This window comes from Streptomyces sp. Edi2 (assembly GCF_040253635.1).
Lineage (GTDB): Bacteria > Actinomycetota > Actinomycetes > Streptomycetales > Streptomycetaceae > Streptomyces.
This window is the reverse complement of record NZ_JBEJGX010000003.1, coordinates 3,796,872-3,814,469: the sequence shown is the minus strand read 5'-3', so window position 1 is coordinate 3,814,469 and position 17,598 is coordinate 3,796,872. Positions and strand designations below refer to the sequence as shown.

Sequence of the window (17,598 nt, the reverse complement as noted above, 5' to 3'; positions counted from 1 at the left end):
ACGGGCAGTCAGCTAGTGGCGCAGGGCTCTTCGGCGGGAGGCGACGCGATGCGCGACGACCTGGAGGCGCGGGCGGATCTGGAGTACGGCGCCATCCCCCGGCTGGTGCGGGCGGCCGCCCAGCGGTACGGCTCCCGGGAGGCCGTGGTCGAGGGCCGTACCCGGGTGTCGTACGCCGAGCTCGGCGCGCGGGTGGAGGAGGCCGCGGCCGCCTGTATCGCCTCCGGGGTCGCGCCCGGTGACCGCGTCGCCGTATGGGCGCCCAACACCCTCGACTGGATCGTCTCCGCCCTCGGGGCAGTCACCGCCGGAGCCGTCCTCGTCCCCGTCAACACCCGCTTCAAAGGCACCGAGGCCGCCTACGTCCTGCGCCGCACCCGCGCCAAACTCCTCTTCGTCACCGGCACCTTCCTCGGCACGTCCTACGTCGCCTCGCTCCGTCGCGCCGCCCAGGAGGGCCCCGGCCACGGCCCGCTGCCCGGACTGCCGCGGCTGGAAAAGGTCGTGGTGCTCGCCGAGGACGCCCCCGCCGACTTCACCACCTGGCAGGACTTCCTCGCCGGCGGCGCGGCGGTGCCCCCGGAAACGGTCCGCGGCCGGGCCGATGCGCTGCACCCCGACGCCCCCTCGGACATCATCTTCACCTCCGGCACCACCGGCCGCCCCAAAGGCGCGGTAATCACGCATGCCCAGACCCTGCGCGCCTACGACGTGTGGAGCGAACTGGCCGGCCTCCGCGAGGGCGACCGCTATCTGATCGTCAACCCGTTCTTCCACACCTTCGGCTACAAGGCCGGGATCATCGCCTGTCTGCTGCGCGGCGCGACGATGATCCCGCAGCCGGTCTTCGGCGTGGAGACCGCGCTCGCCAATATCGCCGCCGAACGGATCTCCGTACTCCCCGGCCCCCCAACCCTCCACCAGCAGCTCCTCGACCATCCCGCCCGCGGCCTGCACGACCTCTCCGCGCTGCGCGTGGTGGTCACCGGCGCCGCCGTGGTCCCCCTGGAGCTGGTCGAGCGGCTGCGCAGCGAGCTGAAGATCTCCACCGTCCTGACGGCGTACGGCCTTTCGGAGAGCTCGGGCGTCGTCACGATGTGCCGCCGCGGCGATCCGCCCGAGGTGATCGCCACGACCTCGGGCCGCGCCATACCGGGCACCGAGGTCCGGGTCGTCGACGCCGCGGGCGGCCCGGTGCCGCCCGGTGAACCCGGCGAGGTGCACGTCCGCGGCTACCACGTGATGTCCGGCTACTTCGAGGACCCGGCCGCCACGGCCCGGGTGATCACCCCCGACGGCTGGCTGCGCACCGGCGATGTGGGCGTCCTCGACGCGGCGGGCAACCTCCGGATCACCGACCGCATCAAGGACATGTTCATCGTCGGCGGCTTCAACGCCTATCCCGCCGAAATAGAGCGACTCCTCGGCCGCCACCCGGACATCGCCGAGGTCGCCATCGTCGGCATACCCGACCCCCGCCTCGGCGAGGTCGGCAAGGCCTACGCGGTCCGCCGCGCCGGCTCCCTGCTCACCGCTGACGACCTGATCGCCTGGTCCCGCCGGGAGATGGCCAACTACAAGGTCCCGCGGGAGGTCGCCTTCGTCACCGCGCTCCCGCGCAACGCCAGCGGCAAGATCCTCAAGACTCTGCTGCGGAACGGGGGCCCGGGGGTGGCTCCGGCGTGATCCGGTTGCGGTACGGCTGCGCCGAGGTACCGCTGCGCAGCGGGTGCTGCCGAGGGAGCAGCAGTACTGCCGAGGCCGCCGTACTGCCGAGGCCGCCGTACCGCCGGGGCCGCCGTACCGCCGAAGCTGCCGTCTGCCGAGGCTGCGGTACTGCCGGGGCCGAGGTACCGCTGATGCCGCCGTCTGCCGAGGCTGCGGTACCCGCCGAGGCCCCCCGCCTACGATCCCGGCGGTGCCCAGTCGGGCCGGCGGCCGCTGAGCGCCACCACCTGGTCGAGGAGCGGGGCATCCGCCGCCACCTCCACGGGCGGGCCGAACACCGGCACGCGGTCCGGGCCCTCGGCCAGCGGCGCGAGCAACGCGTACGACACCCCGAGGCCGGCCGCGTCCGGCGTGTACTCCTGGCCGGTGGCGCGGGCCAGGTCCCAGCCGTGCAGCACCAGCTCGTTCAGCGCGAACCGGCCCACCATGGCGGCGGGCAGGGTCACCCCGCCCGCCTGGGTCTCGCCCTCCCAGGCCTGCGGATCGTGCCAGGCCTCGGCCATCCCACGGAGGTTCCGGTCCAGCTCGGCCCGCCAGCCGGGCTCCACGTCCGGCACCGCCGCGCTCGGGTCGGCACTCGTCATCGGCCCCAGGTCCTTTCGCGCCGAGTGCTGGAACGCCGCGGACAGGCCGACGAGGTGGCCCAGCAGATGGCGCACCGCGTAGGCCTCGCAAGGAGTGGGGGCGTCGAGTTGATCCTCGGCGGTCTGCGCCGCCAGCTGCGACACCAGCCGGGCCTGCGCCGCAAAGTCGATCGTGTCGGTCATCGTCGGGGTCCTTCCGTACTGCTGGGCGTGTGCTGTCGGAGTGCCCTGCGGGGCGTCCTGCCACAAGGCGCCTACCAAGGCGTCGTGCCGGGGCGTCCCGCCAAGGCGTCCCGCCGGGTTCCACCGGAGGGGAGCCGTGGCCGGGCGTCCTGCCGAGGGCTCACCGGAGGGATGCCGTGTACTCCTCCGGTGACGCTCCCAGTGAAGACTCCGCCGGCCCCCGGAACTCATCGCCACACCGCCGCAGCGCCCCGGCTACTCCGTATACCGCTCCTGCTGCCGCTCCTGCTGCCACTCCCCATACCGCTCCCGCAGCAATGCCTTGAGCACCTTGTTCAGCGGCCCGCCGCGCGGCAGCTCGCCGGCGATCTCCAGCTGCTCCGGCAGCTTCTGCGTCATCAGCCCGGCCGACCGCAGATGCGCGGTCAGCCCGTCCAGGGTCAGTGGCGGCGCGGCCGGATCGGCGGGCGTGACCACCGCACACACCCGCTCCCCGCGCTCCCGGTCCGGCAGCCCGATCACCGCGGCCTCCGCCACCGCCGGATGGGTGCGCACCAGATCCTCGATCTCCTGCGCGGAGATGTTCTCGCCCTTGCGGATGATGATGTCCTTCAGCCGCCCGGTCAGCACCAGATGCCGGTCGGGACGCAGATACCCCAGATCACCGGTGCGGAAGGAGCCGTCGGGGGCAAACGCCGCGGCGGTCAGCGCCGGGTCCGTGTACCGCCGGAAGAGCATCGCCCCCTTGAGCGTCACCTCACCGGACTCCCCGGTTCCGGCCTCGCTCCCGTCCGGCAGGACGATCCGGACCTTCGCCCCCACCACCGGCTTGCCCACGGTCCGCGACAACTGCTCATCGCTGTCGTACGGCGTGCCCATCGTGATCATCGGGCACTCGGTCATGCCGTACCCGTGCACGATCGCGCACTCCAGCTCCCGCCCGGCGGCCGCATACAGCTCCGCGGGCATCGGGGCCCCGCCGCCGGACAGCAGCCGCAGCGAGGGAATCAACGGCCCGGCCTGCGGCAGGCGCTGCCGGTAGCGACGTGACTCATCGAGGAATGCCTGGTAGAAAGCGGTGCTGCCGCCGGCCATCGTCACCCCGTGACGCCGGTAGACGGCGGCCGCGTGGCCCGGCTCGAAGCGGTCCAGGATGACCGCGGGGAACCCGCTGACGAGCATGGCGATGACATAGTCCGGGCCGGCGATATGCGCGTAGGGGAAGGCGATCGAGCCGATGTCGTCCGCGGACATCCCGAGCGCGGTGGCCAGCCCGATGCCACCGGCGAGGAGAGTGGCGTCGGTGTGCTCGACGCCCTTGGGCGAGGAGGTGGTGCCCGAGGTGTAGTAGACCCAGGTGGTCCCGGCCTCCCCACCGGGCCTGTTGCCCGCTCCCGGCCCGTCGCCCGCTCCCGGCCCCTCGTCAGCTCCTGGCCCCTCGCCTGCCGCGTGCCCCTCGGCCGCCCCTTGCCCCTCGCCTGCCGCGTGCCCCTCATCCGCTCCGGCAACGGCGGCCAACGCCCCCGGGTCCCCCTGCGGCAACCCGCCCGCAACCGAGACCACCCGCACCCCGTCCCCGGCGAGCTTCCGCACCATCGCGGTGTGGTCGAACCCCCGCCACACGCCCGGTACGAGCACGAACTCCGCCGCCGACTCCGCCAGGATGAAACCGACTTCGCGCTCCCGGTGGAGCGGGATGACCGGCGTCTGCACGGCCCCGAGCCGGGCCAGCGCCAGTGAGGCGACCACCGTCTCGATCCGCGTCGGCAACTGCCAGGCCACCCGGGTCCCCGCCCCGATCCCCAGCTCCCGGAACCCGGCCGCCACCCGCAGCGCTTCGTCGCGCACCCCGTCGAAGGTGACGCTCCGCCTGTCCCCGTCGTAGAACATCGGCGCCCCGCGCGAGGCCCGTGCCCGGTACTCGACCAGTTCCCAGAGCGTGCGTATACGACCGGCTTCGAACACGCGCGCCTCCTGGCTGCGAGCGGAGCGGGGCGGACCCGACGGCCTCGGCGGGCCTGAACGGCGCGACTGTAGCAGCTGAACTGATGCATCGTCAGCTATGTGGTGACAGGGTCTGCGCGGCAGGCGGAGCGGCTGCCGGAAACCGAGCGGGCCCGTCGCGGCGCGACGGGCCCGGCCCACGTGAAGGGGCGGTGCTGTGTTCGGTCAGCGCTGGACGGACCCCTGGGGCGCGACCGGTATGTGGTTGTCGGGGGTGGCCACGTTGGCGGCGATGGGCATGGTGCTGTCTTGGGCGGAGAAGTTCGGGGTGGAGGGGGTGTGGCTGTCCGCCATGGCCGGAGTCGCGGCGCCGCCGGCGGCAGCGGCCGCGAGGGCGACGGTGACGAGGGTGCGCGTGAATCGGGTCATCTGAACTCCTTGAAGGGGCGAGTCATGAACAACAGAAGCTTGCCGGTCATGAGCCGTACATTCGATCAGGTGTCCTGAAATAGCTGCAGAATGAGGGGGATTTGCTGTTGCAGCTCGCTGCGGCGCCGGCGTACGGCCCGCAGTAAGGACCCTTCTGCGTCGGCGCACGCGAAAGGGGCCCACTTCGATGACTCCCCCCTTGGAATGTCATCGAGGCTGGCCCCTTCGCCCCCCGTACTTCCCCCATCCCCTCCCGTACGTCCCCCGTACGTCCCCCGTTCCCCGGTCTCCCCCCCCCCGGGGCCCTCCCGGGTATCCCCCTGATCCCCGGGATCACTTGATACCGATGTCGACTACTGCGGGTCGATGATCGGCCGCGTGCTGTCCTTCGCCGTCACGGAGTGACCGTCATGGGGGGCGCCGGCACCGCCGACGACGGGGCCGCGCTTGTCCGCCGGCGGAATCGGACGAGTGCTGTCCGGCGGCTGGATGGGGCGCGTGCTGTCCATGGGCTGGATCGGACGGGTGCTGTCCATGGGCTGGATCGGACGCGTGCTGTCGAGCGGCTTGACGACATCCTTCTCGTCACCCGGGCGAGGCTGGTTCTCGGTGGCCATACGATCAACTCCTACGTGTGGGCGCTTTTGGCGCACCCGCCCGGCAACTCCCCCGTGGGCCGCCGGACGGGCGAACCGCGGCCGAACACCTTATCGGTGGGGCTCGCTCACCGAGCCGCTTGCCCCCCGAGGCGGCGGATCGGTTGAGAAGAGACTGCCGTGTGGCGATGAACGATCGATAAACGCCGGAGGGGCGAGCCTTGGCTGCCGCTACGCGACAGGCACCGAGGCGGGAAACCGCGGCGAACCGCCGCTCTGCGGCAGTCCCAGCCTCTTGTGAATCGTCTGCACCTCCTGCCGGCAGACCTGTGCGCGCCCAGTGTGACCGATCTCGCCCAGAGCGTTTCCGAGTACCGCGAGTGCGCTGGCGCGCCAGCGGTCCCCACCGCTGCTACGGAGTGCGGCGACCGCCAACTCAGCGTAGTTGGCCGCCTTCGCAGACTGATGCGCCGCCAGTTCCACCTCTGCCAGGCGCAGATACGTCATGCCTTCCCAGAACCGCTGCCGGGTGTCCTGGAAGCTGACAAGGGCCTCGGTCAGTTGCTGGGTGGCCTCCTCCAGCCGGTCGGCCAGCGTGAGGGCCATGCCCAGGTTGTACTTGCCGTTGGCCAGCCGTCGCGAGGCACCGCACTCCTCGTACAGCGCGACCCCCTGTTCGGCGAGCGCAACCGCGCTGTCCACCCTGCCGGTGTCCAGGTGGACGCGGGAGAGGTTGCAGAGCGCGCTCGCCTCCGACTGCCGGTTGTTGATGTCACGGTAGGAGAGGAGGGCTTGGTTCAGATAGGCATCCGCTTCCTCGAGCCGACTCTCGATACTGGCGATGATGCCCCGGTCGTTGAGTCCGTTGCAGGCGGAGAAGTCGTCGCCGGCGGACAGCCCGCGCAGCGTTGCCAGCTTGGCGTGCTCGTCGGCCTCGCTGAGCCGCCCGGACTGGGTGTAGATGGGAGCGAGGATCCAGTGCACGCGAGCCGCCGCGTGCTGGTCGTCGGCCTTCAGCGCGGCGGCGAGCAGGGTGAGACAGGCTCGCTCGAACTGCCGGTTGCTGGCACCGGAATCGGCCATGTCCCTGGTGAGTACCAGCAAATCGACGGCACGCCGCAGGGGGCCCGGTGCGGTGTTCTGCAGCGCGCAGGCGATCAGGCATCTGGTTTCACTGAACAACCAGCTCATCGCCTCGGAGCGGTCCTCGAAGACCAGTCCGGGATAGTGCGGCGTCTCCATGTGGTCGACCAGGATGTCGCCGGGGCGTTCGAGGGGGTATCTGTGCGCAGCTGTCGCCAGGTAGAAGTCCAGGAGCCGAGACACCGCCGCATCGCGCTCCGCCGGCGGCTGCTCGTCGCGCTCCGCGCAGGAGCGGGCGTAGAGGCGTACGAGGTCGTGGAAGCGGTAGCGGCCGGGTGCCGCGGATTCCAGCAGTGAGGTGTCGACGAGGGATTCCAGCAGGCTCTCGGTCGTATCGTCGTCCATGTCGAGGAGGGCGGCGGCTGCGGCCAGGGAGATGTCCGGGCCGTCGGCCAGACCCAGCAGCCGGAATGCCCGTGCCTGCTGCGGTTCGAGCTGCCCATAGCCCAGTTCGAAGGTGGCTGTGACGGCAAGGTCGCCGGCACGCAGCTCGTCCAGACGGCGGCGCTCGTCGGCCAGTTTGCTGGCGAGCACGGAGACCGTCCAGGTACGGCGGGAGGCCAGACGGGAGGCAGCGATGCGGATGGCGAGCGGGAGAAATCCGCAGGCGCCGACCACGTCCATCGAGGCCTCGCGCTCGGCGTTCACCCGCTCTTCTCCGACGATGAGGGTGAAGAGGGTGAACGCCTCGTCGGGGCTCATCACATCGAGGTCGATCAGATGCGCCCCGGCGAGATCTATCATGCGCGCGCGGCTGGTGATCAGTGCTGCGCAGCCCTCGGTGCCGGGGAGCAGTGGGCGGATCTGTGCGGCGTCCCGGGCGTTGTCCAGCAGGGCCAGCACGCGGCGGCCGGCGAGGGTGGAGCGGTAGAGGGCGGAGCGCTCCTCCAGGCCGTCGGGGATCGCGGAGTCCGGGGTGCCGAGGGCGCGCAGGAAGGCGCCGAGCACGGCCTCGGGCTCTGCGGGGGTGTGTCCGGCGCCCTGCAGGTCGGCGTAGAGCTGCCCGTCGGGGAAGTGCTCGCGGGCGGCGTGGGCCACATGCACGGCGAGGGTGGTCTTGCCGACGCCGCCGATGCCGGTGAGCGCGGAGACCGCCATCACGCTGCCCTCGGTGGTGGCGAGCCGGTCGCCCAGCTCGGCGACGAAGGGCGTGCGCCCGGTGAAGTCGGCGACGGTGGCGGGAAGCTGCTGGGGCCGGACGACGCCATGGTCGGCGTGGTCCGTGCCGTCGCTGAGCGTCAGGGGCGCGTCCAGGTCGGCGTCCGCCCGGAGGATCCGCTGCTGGAGTTCCGAGAGCGAGGCCCGGGGCTCGACGGCCAGTTCCTCGTCGAGGAGTCGGCGGGTGTCGGTGTAGACGGCCAGCGCCTCGGCCTGCCGGCCGCTGCGGTACAGCGCCAGCATGAGGAGTTCCCGCAGTCGCTCGCGCAGTGGGTGGGTGGCGGTGAGGGCAGTCAGTTCGGAGACCGCCTCGGCGTGGCAGCCGACTTCCAGGTCGAGTTCGAGGCGCGTCTCCTGGAGGGTCAGCCGCCACTCGTCGAGACGGGTGCGCTGGGTCTCGGCGTAAGGGCCGGCAAGGCCGGCCAGGGGCTCGCCGGCCCACAGTGCGAGCGCGTCGTCGAGGAGCTTGCGGGCGCGGCCGCGATCGCCGACGGTCTTGGCCTTTTCGGCCTCGGTCGCGTACTGCTCGGCATGGTCCAGGTCCAGGTCCAGCGGGTGGCCGTCCACGGAGCGGATCGCATAGCCGCCGGACTCACTGACCAAGGTGGCTGCGTCATCACCCAGCGCCTTGCGGAGCCGCGAGGCGTACGTACGCAGCGCGGCGAGCGCGGCGTGCGGTGGTTCGTCGCCCCACAGCGCGTCGACAAGCTCGGGTGCGGTGGCGGTACGGCCGCCGCGCAGCAGCAGTGCGGCAAGCAACGCACGCTGCTGCGGGGAGCCCGCCGCCAGCGGCGCATCGCCGCGCCAGGCCCGCACGGGACCGAGCACGGAGAAGCGGAGCCGCTCCCGCCCCTGCCCCGGACTGTGGTCCATGTGTCCCCCTGCCTTGTGCCATCCGTTCGTACCGTTCGCATCGGTTCACCGTGCGCAACGGTCAGTCTGCCTTGTCCGAGCCCCTTACGTCAGTAGGGGTCCGGAGCATGCACAAAGCCTCCTCGGGTGATCAGGAGGTGTATGCGTCAATGCACAAGGAGGCGCGGAGGGTCCGCTTCCGCGCGCCCTCTGGCCGGTAGTTGCCCTTGTGCGCCCTGAACGCGCCCCGTCCTGACCTTCCGATGCTCGGGCCGTACTCCGCTGCTGCTGACTCTCCCGAGTAGCGCCCCTCGCCACCCGGTTCATTCCCGGACGTAGTGCTGACGCACCGTCAGATCGGCGCTACCGTATCCGCCATGGAGACCTTCCCCAAGATCATCTCGGTGGACGACCACACGGTGGAGCCCCCACACGTCTGGCGGGACCGGCTTCCGTCGAAGTACCACGGCATCGGCCCGCGCATCGTCCGGGCGCCCGTCAAGGAAATGACCTTCGTGGGCGGCAAGTTCGCCCCGACGATGGGCGCCGCGGGGGACGAAGGCCCGATAGCCGACTGGTGGGTCTACGAAGATCTGCGCCGGCCGCTGACCCGCCTCGACACCGCCGTCGGCTGCGCCCGCGACGACATCAAGCTCGAAGGCATCACCTACGAACAGATGCGTCCGGGCTCGTTCAGCGTGCCCGAACGGCTGGCCGACATGGACGTCAACCACGTCCAGTCCGCACTCTGCTTCCCCACCTTCCCCCGCTTCTGCGGCCAGACCTTCACCGAGGCCAAGGACCGCGAACTGGGGCTGCTGGGCGTGCGCGCGTACAACGACTGGATGGTCGAGGAGTGGTGCGGCCCGCAGGCGCAGGGGCGGCTGATCCCGCTGACCCTCATCCCCCTGTGGGACGCGGAGCTGGCGGCCGCGGAGGTACGGCGCAACGCGGCCCGCGGGGTACGGGCGGTCTGCTTCAGCGAGATCCCGCCGCACCTGGGGCTGCCCAGCATCCACACCGACTACTGGGACCCCTTTCTGCGCGCCTGCGACGAGACCGGCACGGTCGTCGCGATGCACATCGGCTCCTCGTCGAAGATGCCCTCGACCTCGGCCGACGCCCCCGCCGCCGTCGGTTCCACGATCACCTTCGCCAACTGCTGCTTCTCGATGGTGGACTGGCTGATGAGCGGCAAATTCGACCGCTTCCCCAGCCTGAAGATCATGTACGCCGAGGGCCAGATCGGCTGGATCCCGTACATCCTCGAACGCGCCGACGTGGTCTGGGAGGAGAACCGCGGCTGGGGCGGCGTCGCCGACAAGGTCCTCCGCCCGCCGTCCGAACTCTTCACCGAACACGTCTACGGCTGTTTCTTCGACGACGCCTTCGGTCTGAAGAACCTGGACGCGATCGGCGTCGGCAACGTCCTCTACGAGACGGACTACCCGCACTCCGATTCGACCTGGCCGAAGTCGAGGGAGGTCGGCGAATCACAGATGGGACACCTCGCGCCGGACGTAGTGGAACAGATCGTTCGGGGGAACGCGATTTCCCTGCTGGGGTTGACGGGGGAGGGGCTGTGGGGGCCGTCGGCGGGGGGAGTCTGAGGGCGGGAACGAGGGCGGGAACGAGGATGGACGGGTCGGGGTTCGGCTTCGAGCCCCCCATGGGCGTTCCGTCCCGGCCCCGCCCCGGCAGCGGTTCGGCCGATCGGTCCGCACAGGTTGTGCCGTTCCGTCAGCCGCAGGTGGGACGGGGCGGCGGGGTGTTTCCCACATAGCGGTGCCATTCGGCCGCCGTGAGATCGCGGTCGGCGATCCGGCAGAGGCCCTTGATCCAGGAGTTCACCGAGAAGTCCCAGGAGAGGACATCGCCGCCCTCGGTGGCCGTCCACAGCGTGCCGGCGTCGTCCAGCACGAAGCCGGTGTGCTCCCCGATGCCGCCGATTCCGGACAGTGTGTGGAGTGGGATGGGGATGTCGGGGCCGCCCAGCCGGTCTCCGGTGTCCGCGTCCCACCGGTTCAAGGCGCCGCTGTCGGAAAGGGTGATGACCGTGCGGCCGTCCGCGCTCGCTGTCACCCGGGCCCCGTTCGGCTCGGCGCTCTGCCAGCGGAATTGCCGCTCGTCCAGGTCCCAGCGGGCCAACGTCCCCTTGCTGCCCACGAGGAATAGTGCATGTCCCCCGGCGGCCAGCGCGAGCGCGTTCACCTGCTCGCCGTTCAGGCGCACCGACTGCAGTTTCCTTCCGGAGTCGACGTCGTAGATGTCGACGGCGCCCCTGGTGTTCTCCACGGCGGCGGTCCGGCCGTCGTCGCTCAACGAGGAGAGCAGCCCCTTCTGAGGGTCGCCGGTGCCACGCGGCACCATGATCCGGGTGCGTTGCGCCGACGGTCCGGCGACATGGACGGCCCCGTCGTCCGTGGTGACGACCAGGGAACCGTCCGCGCGCGGGGCGATCACGACAGGGTCCCGCGAGTAGCCGTACCGCTCTCCGGAAAAGGCCACCGTGTGCCGTTTCACCAGGCGTGTGTCCTGGATCTGCCATGACTGCACTGCACCGTCCAGGCCGGCATGCAGTGTCCGGCCGTCGGGGCTGAAGGCGAGCGCGTCGTACATGAGAGCCTCCCCGCCCGCGAGCGTGCCGCGGCCTTTCGGGCTCCAGACGTGCAGCTTGGTCTCGGTGCCGAAGGGGTCGCCGTGCATGAGGTTGCTCCAGGCGACCTGGCCGTCCGGGCCGGCGGCCAGAGGCGGGCTGTAGACCATGGTCTGGTCGTCCGACAGGGGCAGGCCGTGCGCATGAGCCGTCCGGGAGAACTGGTCGAAGTTCCACAGCGCGACCGTCCGGCCGTGTACGGAAGCGAGCCTGCTGCCCGTGTCCGAGAACTTCAGCAGCGAGGGCCCGCCGACACCGGTGAGCTTGCGGAGCTGACTGGCGCGCCCTTTGGTCTCCGCGTCGACCACCGTGATGCCGGACGTGGTGCCCACGGCCATCCGGCCGTTGTCGGTCAGGGCCAGCAATCTGGCTTCCTCGTTGGGGAGCGCGGGGAAGTCCGTGCAGGTGTCGGCGAGGGACTGGTGGCCCTTGATCTCCGGTAGTCCGGTGCTGATGAACTGCCCGAACTTGAGGTAGCCGAAGCAGCGGCCGCTGTTGGAGACGGCCACCACGGCCTGGCTCGCGGGCAGTACGAACTCCTTGCTGTTCAGGATCGTGCGCAGCTCGGGCACGGTGTGCAGGGCGCCGCCACCCACTCCGTCGCGCACCAGAAGGCGGGACCCGGCGTTCTGGAAGGCGATCACGTCGCCGGAGTGCCCGGTGCGCTGCGAACGGACCTGCTTCCCGCTCTCCTCGTACAGCGTCACCGTGCCGTCCGCATCCACGACGGCCAGCTGTCCCGCCGTGCTGAATGCCAGCGAGGAAACGCTCTCGGGCCGGGGAACGAACCGGCGCAGTGTCCTGCGCGTCAGGTCATAGGCCCCCACGTTGCCCTTGTCGTCCCCGACGGCCAGCCGCTTCCCGTCCTTGCTGAAGCCCACTGCCGTGATGCGGCCCGGCAGCGAGGTCCGGGCACGCAGGGTGCGGCCGTCGGCACCCCGCACCGTCACCGCACCGCCCTCGTCACCGACGGCGACCGCCTGGTCGTCCGTGCTGAAAGCGAGCGCGCTGATGTCCTTCGTGCTCGACGTCATGCTCACCAGATGAGGGCTGTCCGTGGAGAGCCGGTTCAGCGTGGCGAGGGCCTCGGGTGACTGCTGCATGCGGTACGCCTCGATCGCCAGCAGCGACGCCAGCCGCAGATTTCCGTCTTTCAGGTTCAGAGCGGTCGCGGCCAGCTGCCGGGAGGTCGCCAGCAGAGCCTGCCGCTGGGCCTCGTCCCGCTGCTGGACGGCGTCCACCCAGCCCAGGCCGGCCGCCAAGGCGAGAGTGGTGATGACGGCGAGCGCACCGCGCACGAGCCGTTTCGTCCTGCGCTGCCGGGTGACGTCCGCACCGATGAGATCCTCTTTGGGGCGCTCGTGCAGCGGGGCCGCCAGGTCGGCCACACACTGCTGGAAGCGAGAGTCCCGCAGCGAGCCGGGATCCTGTTCCGACATCCACCGCAGATCGACCCACCGAGGCTCGTCGCTGAACATTCCCGCCATGGTGCGCGGCAGGCAGGTGGTGCGCGCCCAGTCGAAGTCCCCCGCCCCGTGGTCCCACTCCAGCTCACCGCCGGTGACGACGATGAGCATCCTCCGCGCCCCGGGGCCGGCGCGCCACCAGTTGATCTCCTTCTGCACCCAGTCCGAGTCCGCGGACCTCGGGCAGGCGAGCAGGATAAAGGCGCCGGAATCCGCGAGATGACGCTCGATTTCGGGCCACAAAGCCGGGTTCGCCGCCAGCGAGGCATTGTCGAGGAAGATACGCAGCGCCCGTAATTGCCGCCAGCTGCTGCGCGCGAAATTCTGCAGGCCCCGCCGCAGATGATCAGCTTTGGCGCTGTCGGCCGCATGGCTGTAGGAAAGGAAGGCGTCGTATCGGTGGGTGCGCTGCGAGGCGTTCTGGCCAGCCATTCCGGTTCCCCCGTCGTCAGGTCGGCACGGGGCCGCCGCACGTCCCCGTTGCCGCATCATCCACATCGCCGGTGAGGGTGGCAACGGTGCCTTGTGGCCGCGAAGTTGGTATCACCGCAGCGTCTCGTCCTCGGCCCGGTCCCGTTCCCCGGATGCCGGGATGGCCGTCGGCGATCGGCTCTACACTTCTGTCGTATTTCGGACTCATGTTGCGGGATGCGAGGGGGCGGGGCTGCGGTGAGCGAGGGGCGAACACTCGGCGACGAGGATTTTCCGGCGGTGTTCCGGTCGGCGGATGCCGCTTCGGTTTCGGGGCAGCGCCGCCATATGCGGGGCACGAAATGGCGGCTGGTGCTGGCGATTGTGGCTGCCGTCTGTGCGGTGTCGAGCAACGACGCCGCGGTCACGGTGGTGCTCCTGGCCTTCTTGGTGACCGTCTACTTGGAGGTGTGGATGCTCGCGGAGCGGCCGGAGCGTGCCTGGTACGACGGGCGTGCCCTTGCGGAGTCGGCGAAGACGCTGTCCTGGCGATACGCGGTGGCGGGCGAGCCGTTCCCGGCCACGCTGCCCGCGGACGCCGCGGAACGCAGATTCCACGAGCGGCTGGAGCTATTGCTCAGGGAGGCGCCGGCCGACAGCATCGTCCCGGTGGGCTCCATGGCCGCCACCCAGGCCATGGGTGAGTTGCGCCGGAGCCCGTTCGCCTGCCGCAAGCAGGCGTATCTCGCCGGGCGCATCGCGGATCAGCAGCAGTGGTACGGAACCAAGGCGGCCGTGAACATCGTTCTGGCCCGCCGCTGGCGGATCGGCCTCATCGTGGTGGAGGGGCTGGGCGTGCTCGCCGCTGTGCTGCGCCTGCTGAAGGTCATCGACTTCGATCTGCCCGGTGTGCTCGCGGCCGTGCTGGGCGCCGGCGCCGCCTGGTTCGCGGTGCGGCAGTACGAGTCGCTCGGTCGTGCCTACACCTTTGCGGCGACCGAACTGAGCATCGTGCACCAGCGGCTGTCCGCGACCCATGAGGAGTCGGACTGGATGCAGGAGGTGGCTGACGCCGAGGAGGCGATCAGCCGCGAACACACGATGTGGCGGGCCTCCCGGGGAGCCGTGTAGCCGATTGCGCGCCGACGCCCGCCCCTTGTCTGATGGGGCGTCAGGCGCCACGATGTGTCGCTCCGGGGTATATGACGCCTCGTCAGATCGTGGGAGGGCCTGTGGACGGCGTGCGCGGTGGGGTATGGCGGCCGGAGGACGGGCGGCTGGTGTACGGGATGCAGCTGCCGGTGCAGTCGCAGAGCACTCTCTTCGCGGAGAGCTGGGAGGCCGCGGCGGGGCCCGTCGAGCTGGTCGCGGTCGCGCGGGCCGCCGACCGGTACGGGTTCGCGTATATCGCCTGCTGTGAGCACCTGGCGATCCCGCGGCGGCTGGCCGAGGCGATGAGCACCGTCTGGTACGACCCGGTCGCCACCCTCGCGCATCTGGCCGCCGTCACCGAGCGGGTGCGGCTGCTCAGTCATGTGGCGGTGGCCGGGCTGAAGCATCCGCTGGTCACCGCCAAGCAGTACGCGACGCTCGACCGGCTCTCCGGTGGGCGGCTGATTCTGGGGGTGGGCGCCGGACACGTGACGGAGGAGTTCGACGTCCTCGGAGTGGACTTCGAGCGGCGTGGGGCGGTGCTGGACGAGACGATTGACGCGCTGAAGGCGGCGCTGGGGCCGGAGGAGTTCCCCCGGTTCGCGGGGGAGCGGTTCGCGTTCGAGGGGCTGGGGCAGGCGCCGCGGCCCGTGCAGACGCCTCGGCCGCCGCTCTGGGTGGGCGGATCCTCGCCCGCCGCCGTACGCCGGGCCGCGGTGCGCGGCGACGGCTGGCTGCCGCAAGGCGACCGGCGGTCGGAGCTGCCGGCGCAGATCGGAAAGCTGCGGAGGCTGCGGGCCGCTGCCGGTGTCGGTACGCCGGTCGTGATCGGCGCCATCGCCGAGCCGCTGTACATCGGCGAGCCGGGGTGGGAGGTCGGCCGGCGGACCCTGTCCGGGGCGCCGGAGCGGATCGCGGAGTCGCTGCGGGAGTACCGGACCATGGGAGTGGACCAGATCCAGGTGCGGTTCCGCAGCCGTAGTGGTGACGAGCTGACGGAGCAGATGGCGGCGTTCGGGACGGATGTGGCGCCGTTGCTGAATGGCTGAGCGCTGAATGGCTGAGCGCTGAACGGCTGAACGGCTGGGCGGCTGGGCGGCTGTTCGTCACCGCTCACCACGCTCATGGCTCGCCACTCAACGCTCGCCACACTCCCGGCTCACCACTCACCACTCACCGTTCACGACGCACGGCGCACAACTCGCGGCGCACAGCTCACGGACCGGAACAGCCGAAGGCGTACTCACCAGCAGAGGAGTGCAGGCATGGGCAAGCTCGACGGGCGGGTTGTCATCGTGACGGGTGCGGCGCGCGGGCAGGGTGAGCAGGAGGCGCGGCTGTTCGCCGCGGAGGGCGCGAAGGTGGTGCTCGGGGATGTGCTCGACGCGCAGGGCGAGGCGCTGGCCAAGGAGCTGGGGGAGGACCGGGCCCGCTTCGTCCATATGGATGTGACGCGGGAGGCGGACTGGGAGGCGGCGGCCGGCGCCGCCAAGGACGCCTTCGGGAAGATCGACGGGCTGGTCAACAACGCGGGGATTCTTCGTTTCAACGAGCTGGTGTCGACGCCGTTGGAGGAGTTCCAGCAGGTGGTGCAGGTCAACCAGGTCGGGTGCTTCCTCGGGATCCGTACGGTGGCGCCGGAGATCGAGGCGGCGGGCGGCGGGACGATCGTCAACACCGCCTCGTACACGGCCCTGACAGGTATGGCCTTCGTCGGCGCGTATGCCGCGACCAAGCATGCGGTCCTCGGGCTCACCCGGGTCGCCGCGGTGGAGCTGGCGGCCAGGAGGATCCGGGTCAACGCGGTGTGCCCGGGGGCGGTGGACACCCCGATGACCAACCCCGCGGCACTGGACCCGAGCGCGGACCCGGTCGAGTCGAAGCGGGCCGTGGATGAGCTCTACCGGAAGCTGGTGCCGCTGGGCCGGATCGGCCGGCCGGAGGAGGTCGCCAAGCTGGCGCTCTTCCTGTCGTGCGAGGACTCGTCGTACATCACCGGGCAGCCGTTCGTCGTCGACGGGGGCTGGCTGGCGGGGGTCAGTCTGTTCTGACGGTGCGTCAGTCCGGCGCGCGACGGCTATTGACGCTCCCCGTGTGCGGTGGAACAGTCGGCACATCGAATCTGACGGTACGTCAGAAATGGCGAATGGCTCAGGGGACGGTGAACCTCCTTGGAATTCGGGCTCTTTGTACAGGGATACGTGGGCAAGCGGGCCGAGACCGACCCGCTCGCGGAGCACAAGGCGCTGATGGAGGAGACCGAGTACGTCATCCAGGCGGACAAGTCCGGCTTCAAGTACGCCTGGGCGTCCGAGCACCACTTCCTGGAGGAGTACTCGCACCTCTCCGCCAATGACGTCTTTCTGGGGTATTTGGCGCACGCGACCGAGCGGATCCACCTGGGATCCGGGATCTTCAACCCGCTCGCACAGGTCAACCACCCCGTCAAGGTCGCCGAGAAGGTCGCCATGCTCGACCATCTCAGCGAGGGCCGCTTCGAGTTCGGCAGCGGGCGGGGCGCCGGCAGCCACGAGATCCTGGGCTTCCTCCCGGGCATCACCGACATGAACCACACCAAGGAGATCTGGGAAGAGACCATCGCCGAGTTCCCGAAGATGTGGCTCCAGGAGGAGTACGTCGGGTTCCAGGGCAAACACTGGCAACTGCCGCCGCGGAAGATCTTCCCGAAGCCGTACGGGGCCGCGCACCCGGCGATGTGGTACGCGGCAGGCTCCCCGTCCTCGTACGCCATGGCGGCGAAGAAGGGGCTGGGCGTCCTCGGCTTCAGCGTGCAGAAGGTCTCCGACATGGAGTGGGTGCTGGAGCAGTACAAGACGGCGATCCGGGAGGCCGAGCCGGTCGGCGGCTTCGTCAACGACAACGTGATGGTGACCTCGACCGCGATCTGTGCCGAGACGCACGACAAGGCGGTGGAGATCGCGGTGGGCGGCGGGCTCAACTACCTCCAGTCGCTGGTCTTCCGCTACCACGACACCTTCCCGCGGCCCGACGGCATCCCCGAGTGGCCCGAGCTGCTGCCCGACTACACCGCCGAGCTCATCGAGCTGCTGATCGCCGAGGAGCTGATGATCTGCGGCGACCCGGACGAGGTGCTGGGGCAGTGCAAGCGCTGGGAACAGGCCGGCGCCGACCAGCTGAGCTTCGGGCTGCCGATCGGGATCTCGTACGAGGACACGATGAACACGGTCAAGCTCATCGGCGAACACGTGATCCCGAAGATCGACACGGATCCGGTGCACCGGACGACCCGGTTCCGTCAGGCCGCAGGCAGCTGA

Annotated in this window: 12 protein-coding genes; 6 read left to right on the top strand and 6 right to left on the bottom strand. The window is 70.4% G+C overall.

The annotated features are described in order from the left end of the window. The first annotated feature begins 48 nt into the window (after positions 1 to 48). Entirely contained in the window at positions 49 to 1,686 is a 1,638-nt protein-coding gene (locus tag ABR737_RS20020; protein WP_350251534.1) for a FadD3 family acyl-CoA ligase, read from the top strand. 218 nt (positions 1,687 to 1,904) lie between these two features. Here ABR737_RS20020 and ABR737_RS20015 read toward each other — a convergent pair whose 3' ends face one another. The 5 genes from ABR737_RS20015 to afsR all read right to left on the bottom strand — a co-directional run bounded on the left by ABR737_RS20015 (position 1,905) and on the right by afsR (position 8,638). Further along, a complete protein-coding gene (locus ABR737_RS20015) occupies positions 1,905 to 2,495 on the bottom strand; it encodes a TIGR03086 family metal-binding protein (RefSeq protein WP_350251533.1) in 591 nt (196 codons plus the stop codon). A 255-nt stretch (positions 2,496 to 2,750) separates the two neighbouring features. Further along, on the bottom strand, positions 2,751 to 4,460 hold the full coding sequence (locus tag ABR737_RS20010; protein WP_350251532.1) for a class I adenylate-forming enzyme family protein: 1,710 nt from the start codon (positions 4,458 to 4,460) through the stop codon (positions 2,751 to 2,753). 204 nt (positions 4,461 to 4,664) lie between these two features. After that, the gene (locus ABR737_RS20005; protein WP_350251531.1) at positions 4,665 to 4,868 is read right to left on the bottom strand and encodes a hypothetical protein; all 204 of its coding nucleotides are present in this window, start codon (positions 4,866 to 4,868) and stop codon (positions 4,665 to 4,667) included. A gap of 353 nt (positions 4,869 to 5,221) precedes the next feature. Then, on the bottom strand, positions 5,222 to 5,485 hold the full coding sequence (locus tag ABR737_RS20000) for a laminin G (RefSeq protein ID WP_350251530.1): 264 nt from the start codon (positions 5,483 to 5,485) through the stop codon (positions 5,222 to 5,224). Positions 5,486 to 5,695: 210 nt separating this feature from the next. Continuing rightward, positions 5,696 to 8,638 (bottom strand): SARP-family global regulator AfsR, encoded by a 2,943-nt coding sequence (afsR, locus tag ABR737_RS19995; RefSeq protein ID WP_350251529.1) that lies wholly within the window; start codon positions 8,636 to 8,638, stop codon positions 5,696 to 5,698. Between the two features lie 356 nt (positions 8,639 to 8,994). Between afsR and ABR737_RS19990 the strand changes: the two genes are divergently transcribed. Then, positions 8,995 to 10,227: an amidohydrolase family protein gene (locus ABR737_RS19990; protein WP_350251528.1), complete on the top strand. Its 1,233-nt coding sequence runs from the start codon at positions 8,995 to 8,997 to the stop codon at positions 10,225 to 10,227. A 130-nt stretch (positions 10,228 to 10,357) separates the two neighbouring features. Here ABR737_RS19990 and ABR737_RS19985 read toward each other — a convergent pair whose 3' ends face one another. Beyond that, positions 10,358 to 13,171, bottom strand: a complete 2,814-nt coding sequence (locus ABR737_RS19985; protein WP_350251527.1) for a toll/interleukin-1 receptor domain-containing protein — start codon at positions 13,169 to 13,171, stop codon at positions 10,358 to 10,360. A gap of 237 nt (positions 13,172 to 13,408) precedes the next feature. On the opposite strand from ABR737_RS19985, the gene ABR737_RS19980 reads away from it, so the two are divergent. The 4 genes from ABR737_RS19980 to ABR737_RS19965 all read left to right on the top strand — a co-directional run bounded on the left by ABR737_RS19980 (position 13,409) and on the right by ABR737_RS19965 (position 17,598). Then, entirely contained in the window at positions 13,409 to 14,281 is an 873-nt protein-coding gene (locus tag ABR737_RS19980) for a DUF4231 domain-containing protein (protein WP_350251526.1), read from the top strand. 158 nt (positions 14,282 to 14,439) lie between these two features. After that, entirely contained in the window at positions 14,440 to 15,351 is a 912-nt protein-coding gene (locus ABR737_RS19975) for a TIGR03619 family F420-dependent LLM class oxidoreductase (protein ID WP_350256856.1), read from the top strand. Positions 15,352 to 15,567: 216 nt separating this feature from the next. Further along, positions 15,568 to 16,353, top strand: a complete 786-nt coding sequence (locus ABR737_RS19970; RefSeq protein WP_350251525.1) for an SDR family NAD(P)-dependent oxidoreductase — start codon at positions 15,568 to 15,570, stop codon at positions 16,351 to 16,353. Between the two features lie 120 nt (positions 16,354 to 16,473). Continuing rightward, on the top strand, positions 16,474 to 17,598 hold the full coding sequence (locus ABR737_RS19965; RefSeq protein ID WP_328386221.1) for an LLM class flavin-dependent oxidoreductase: 1,125 nt from the start codon (positions 16,474 to 16,476) through the stop codon (positions 17,596 to 17,598).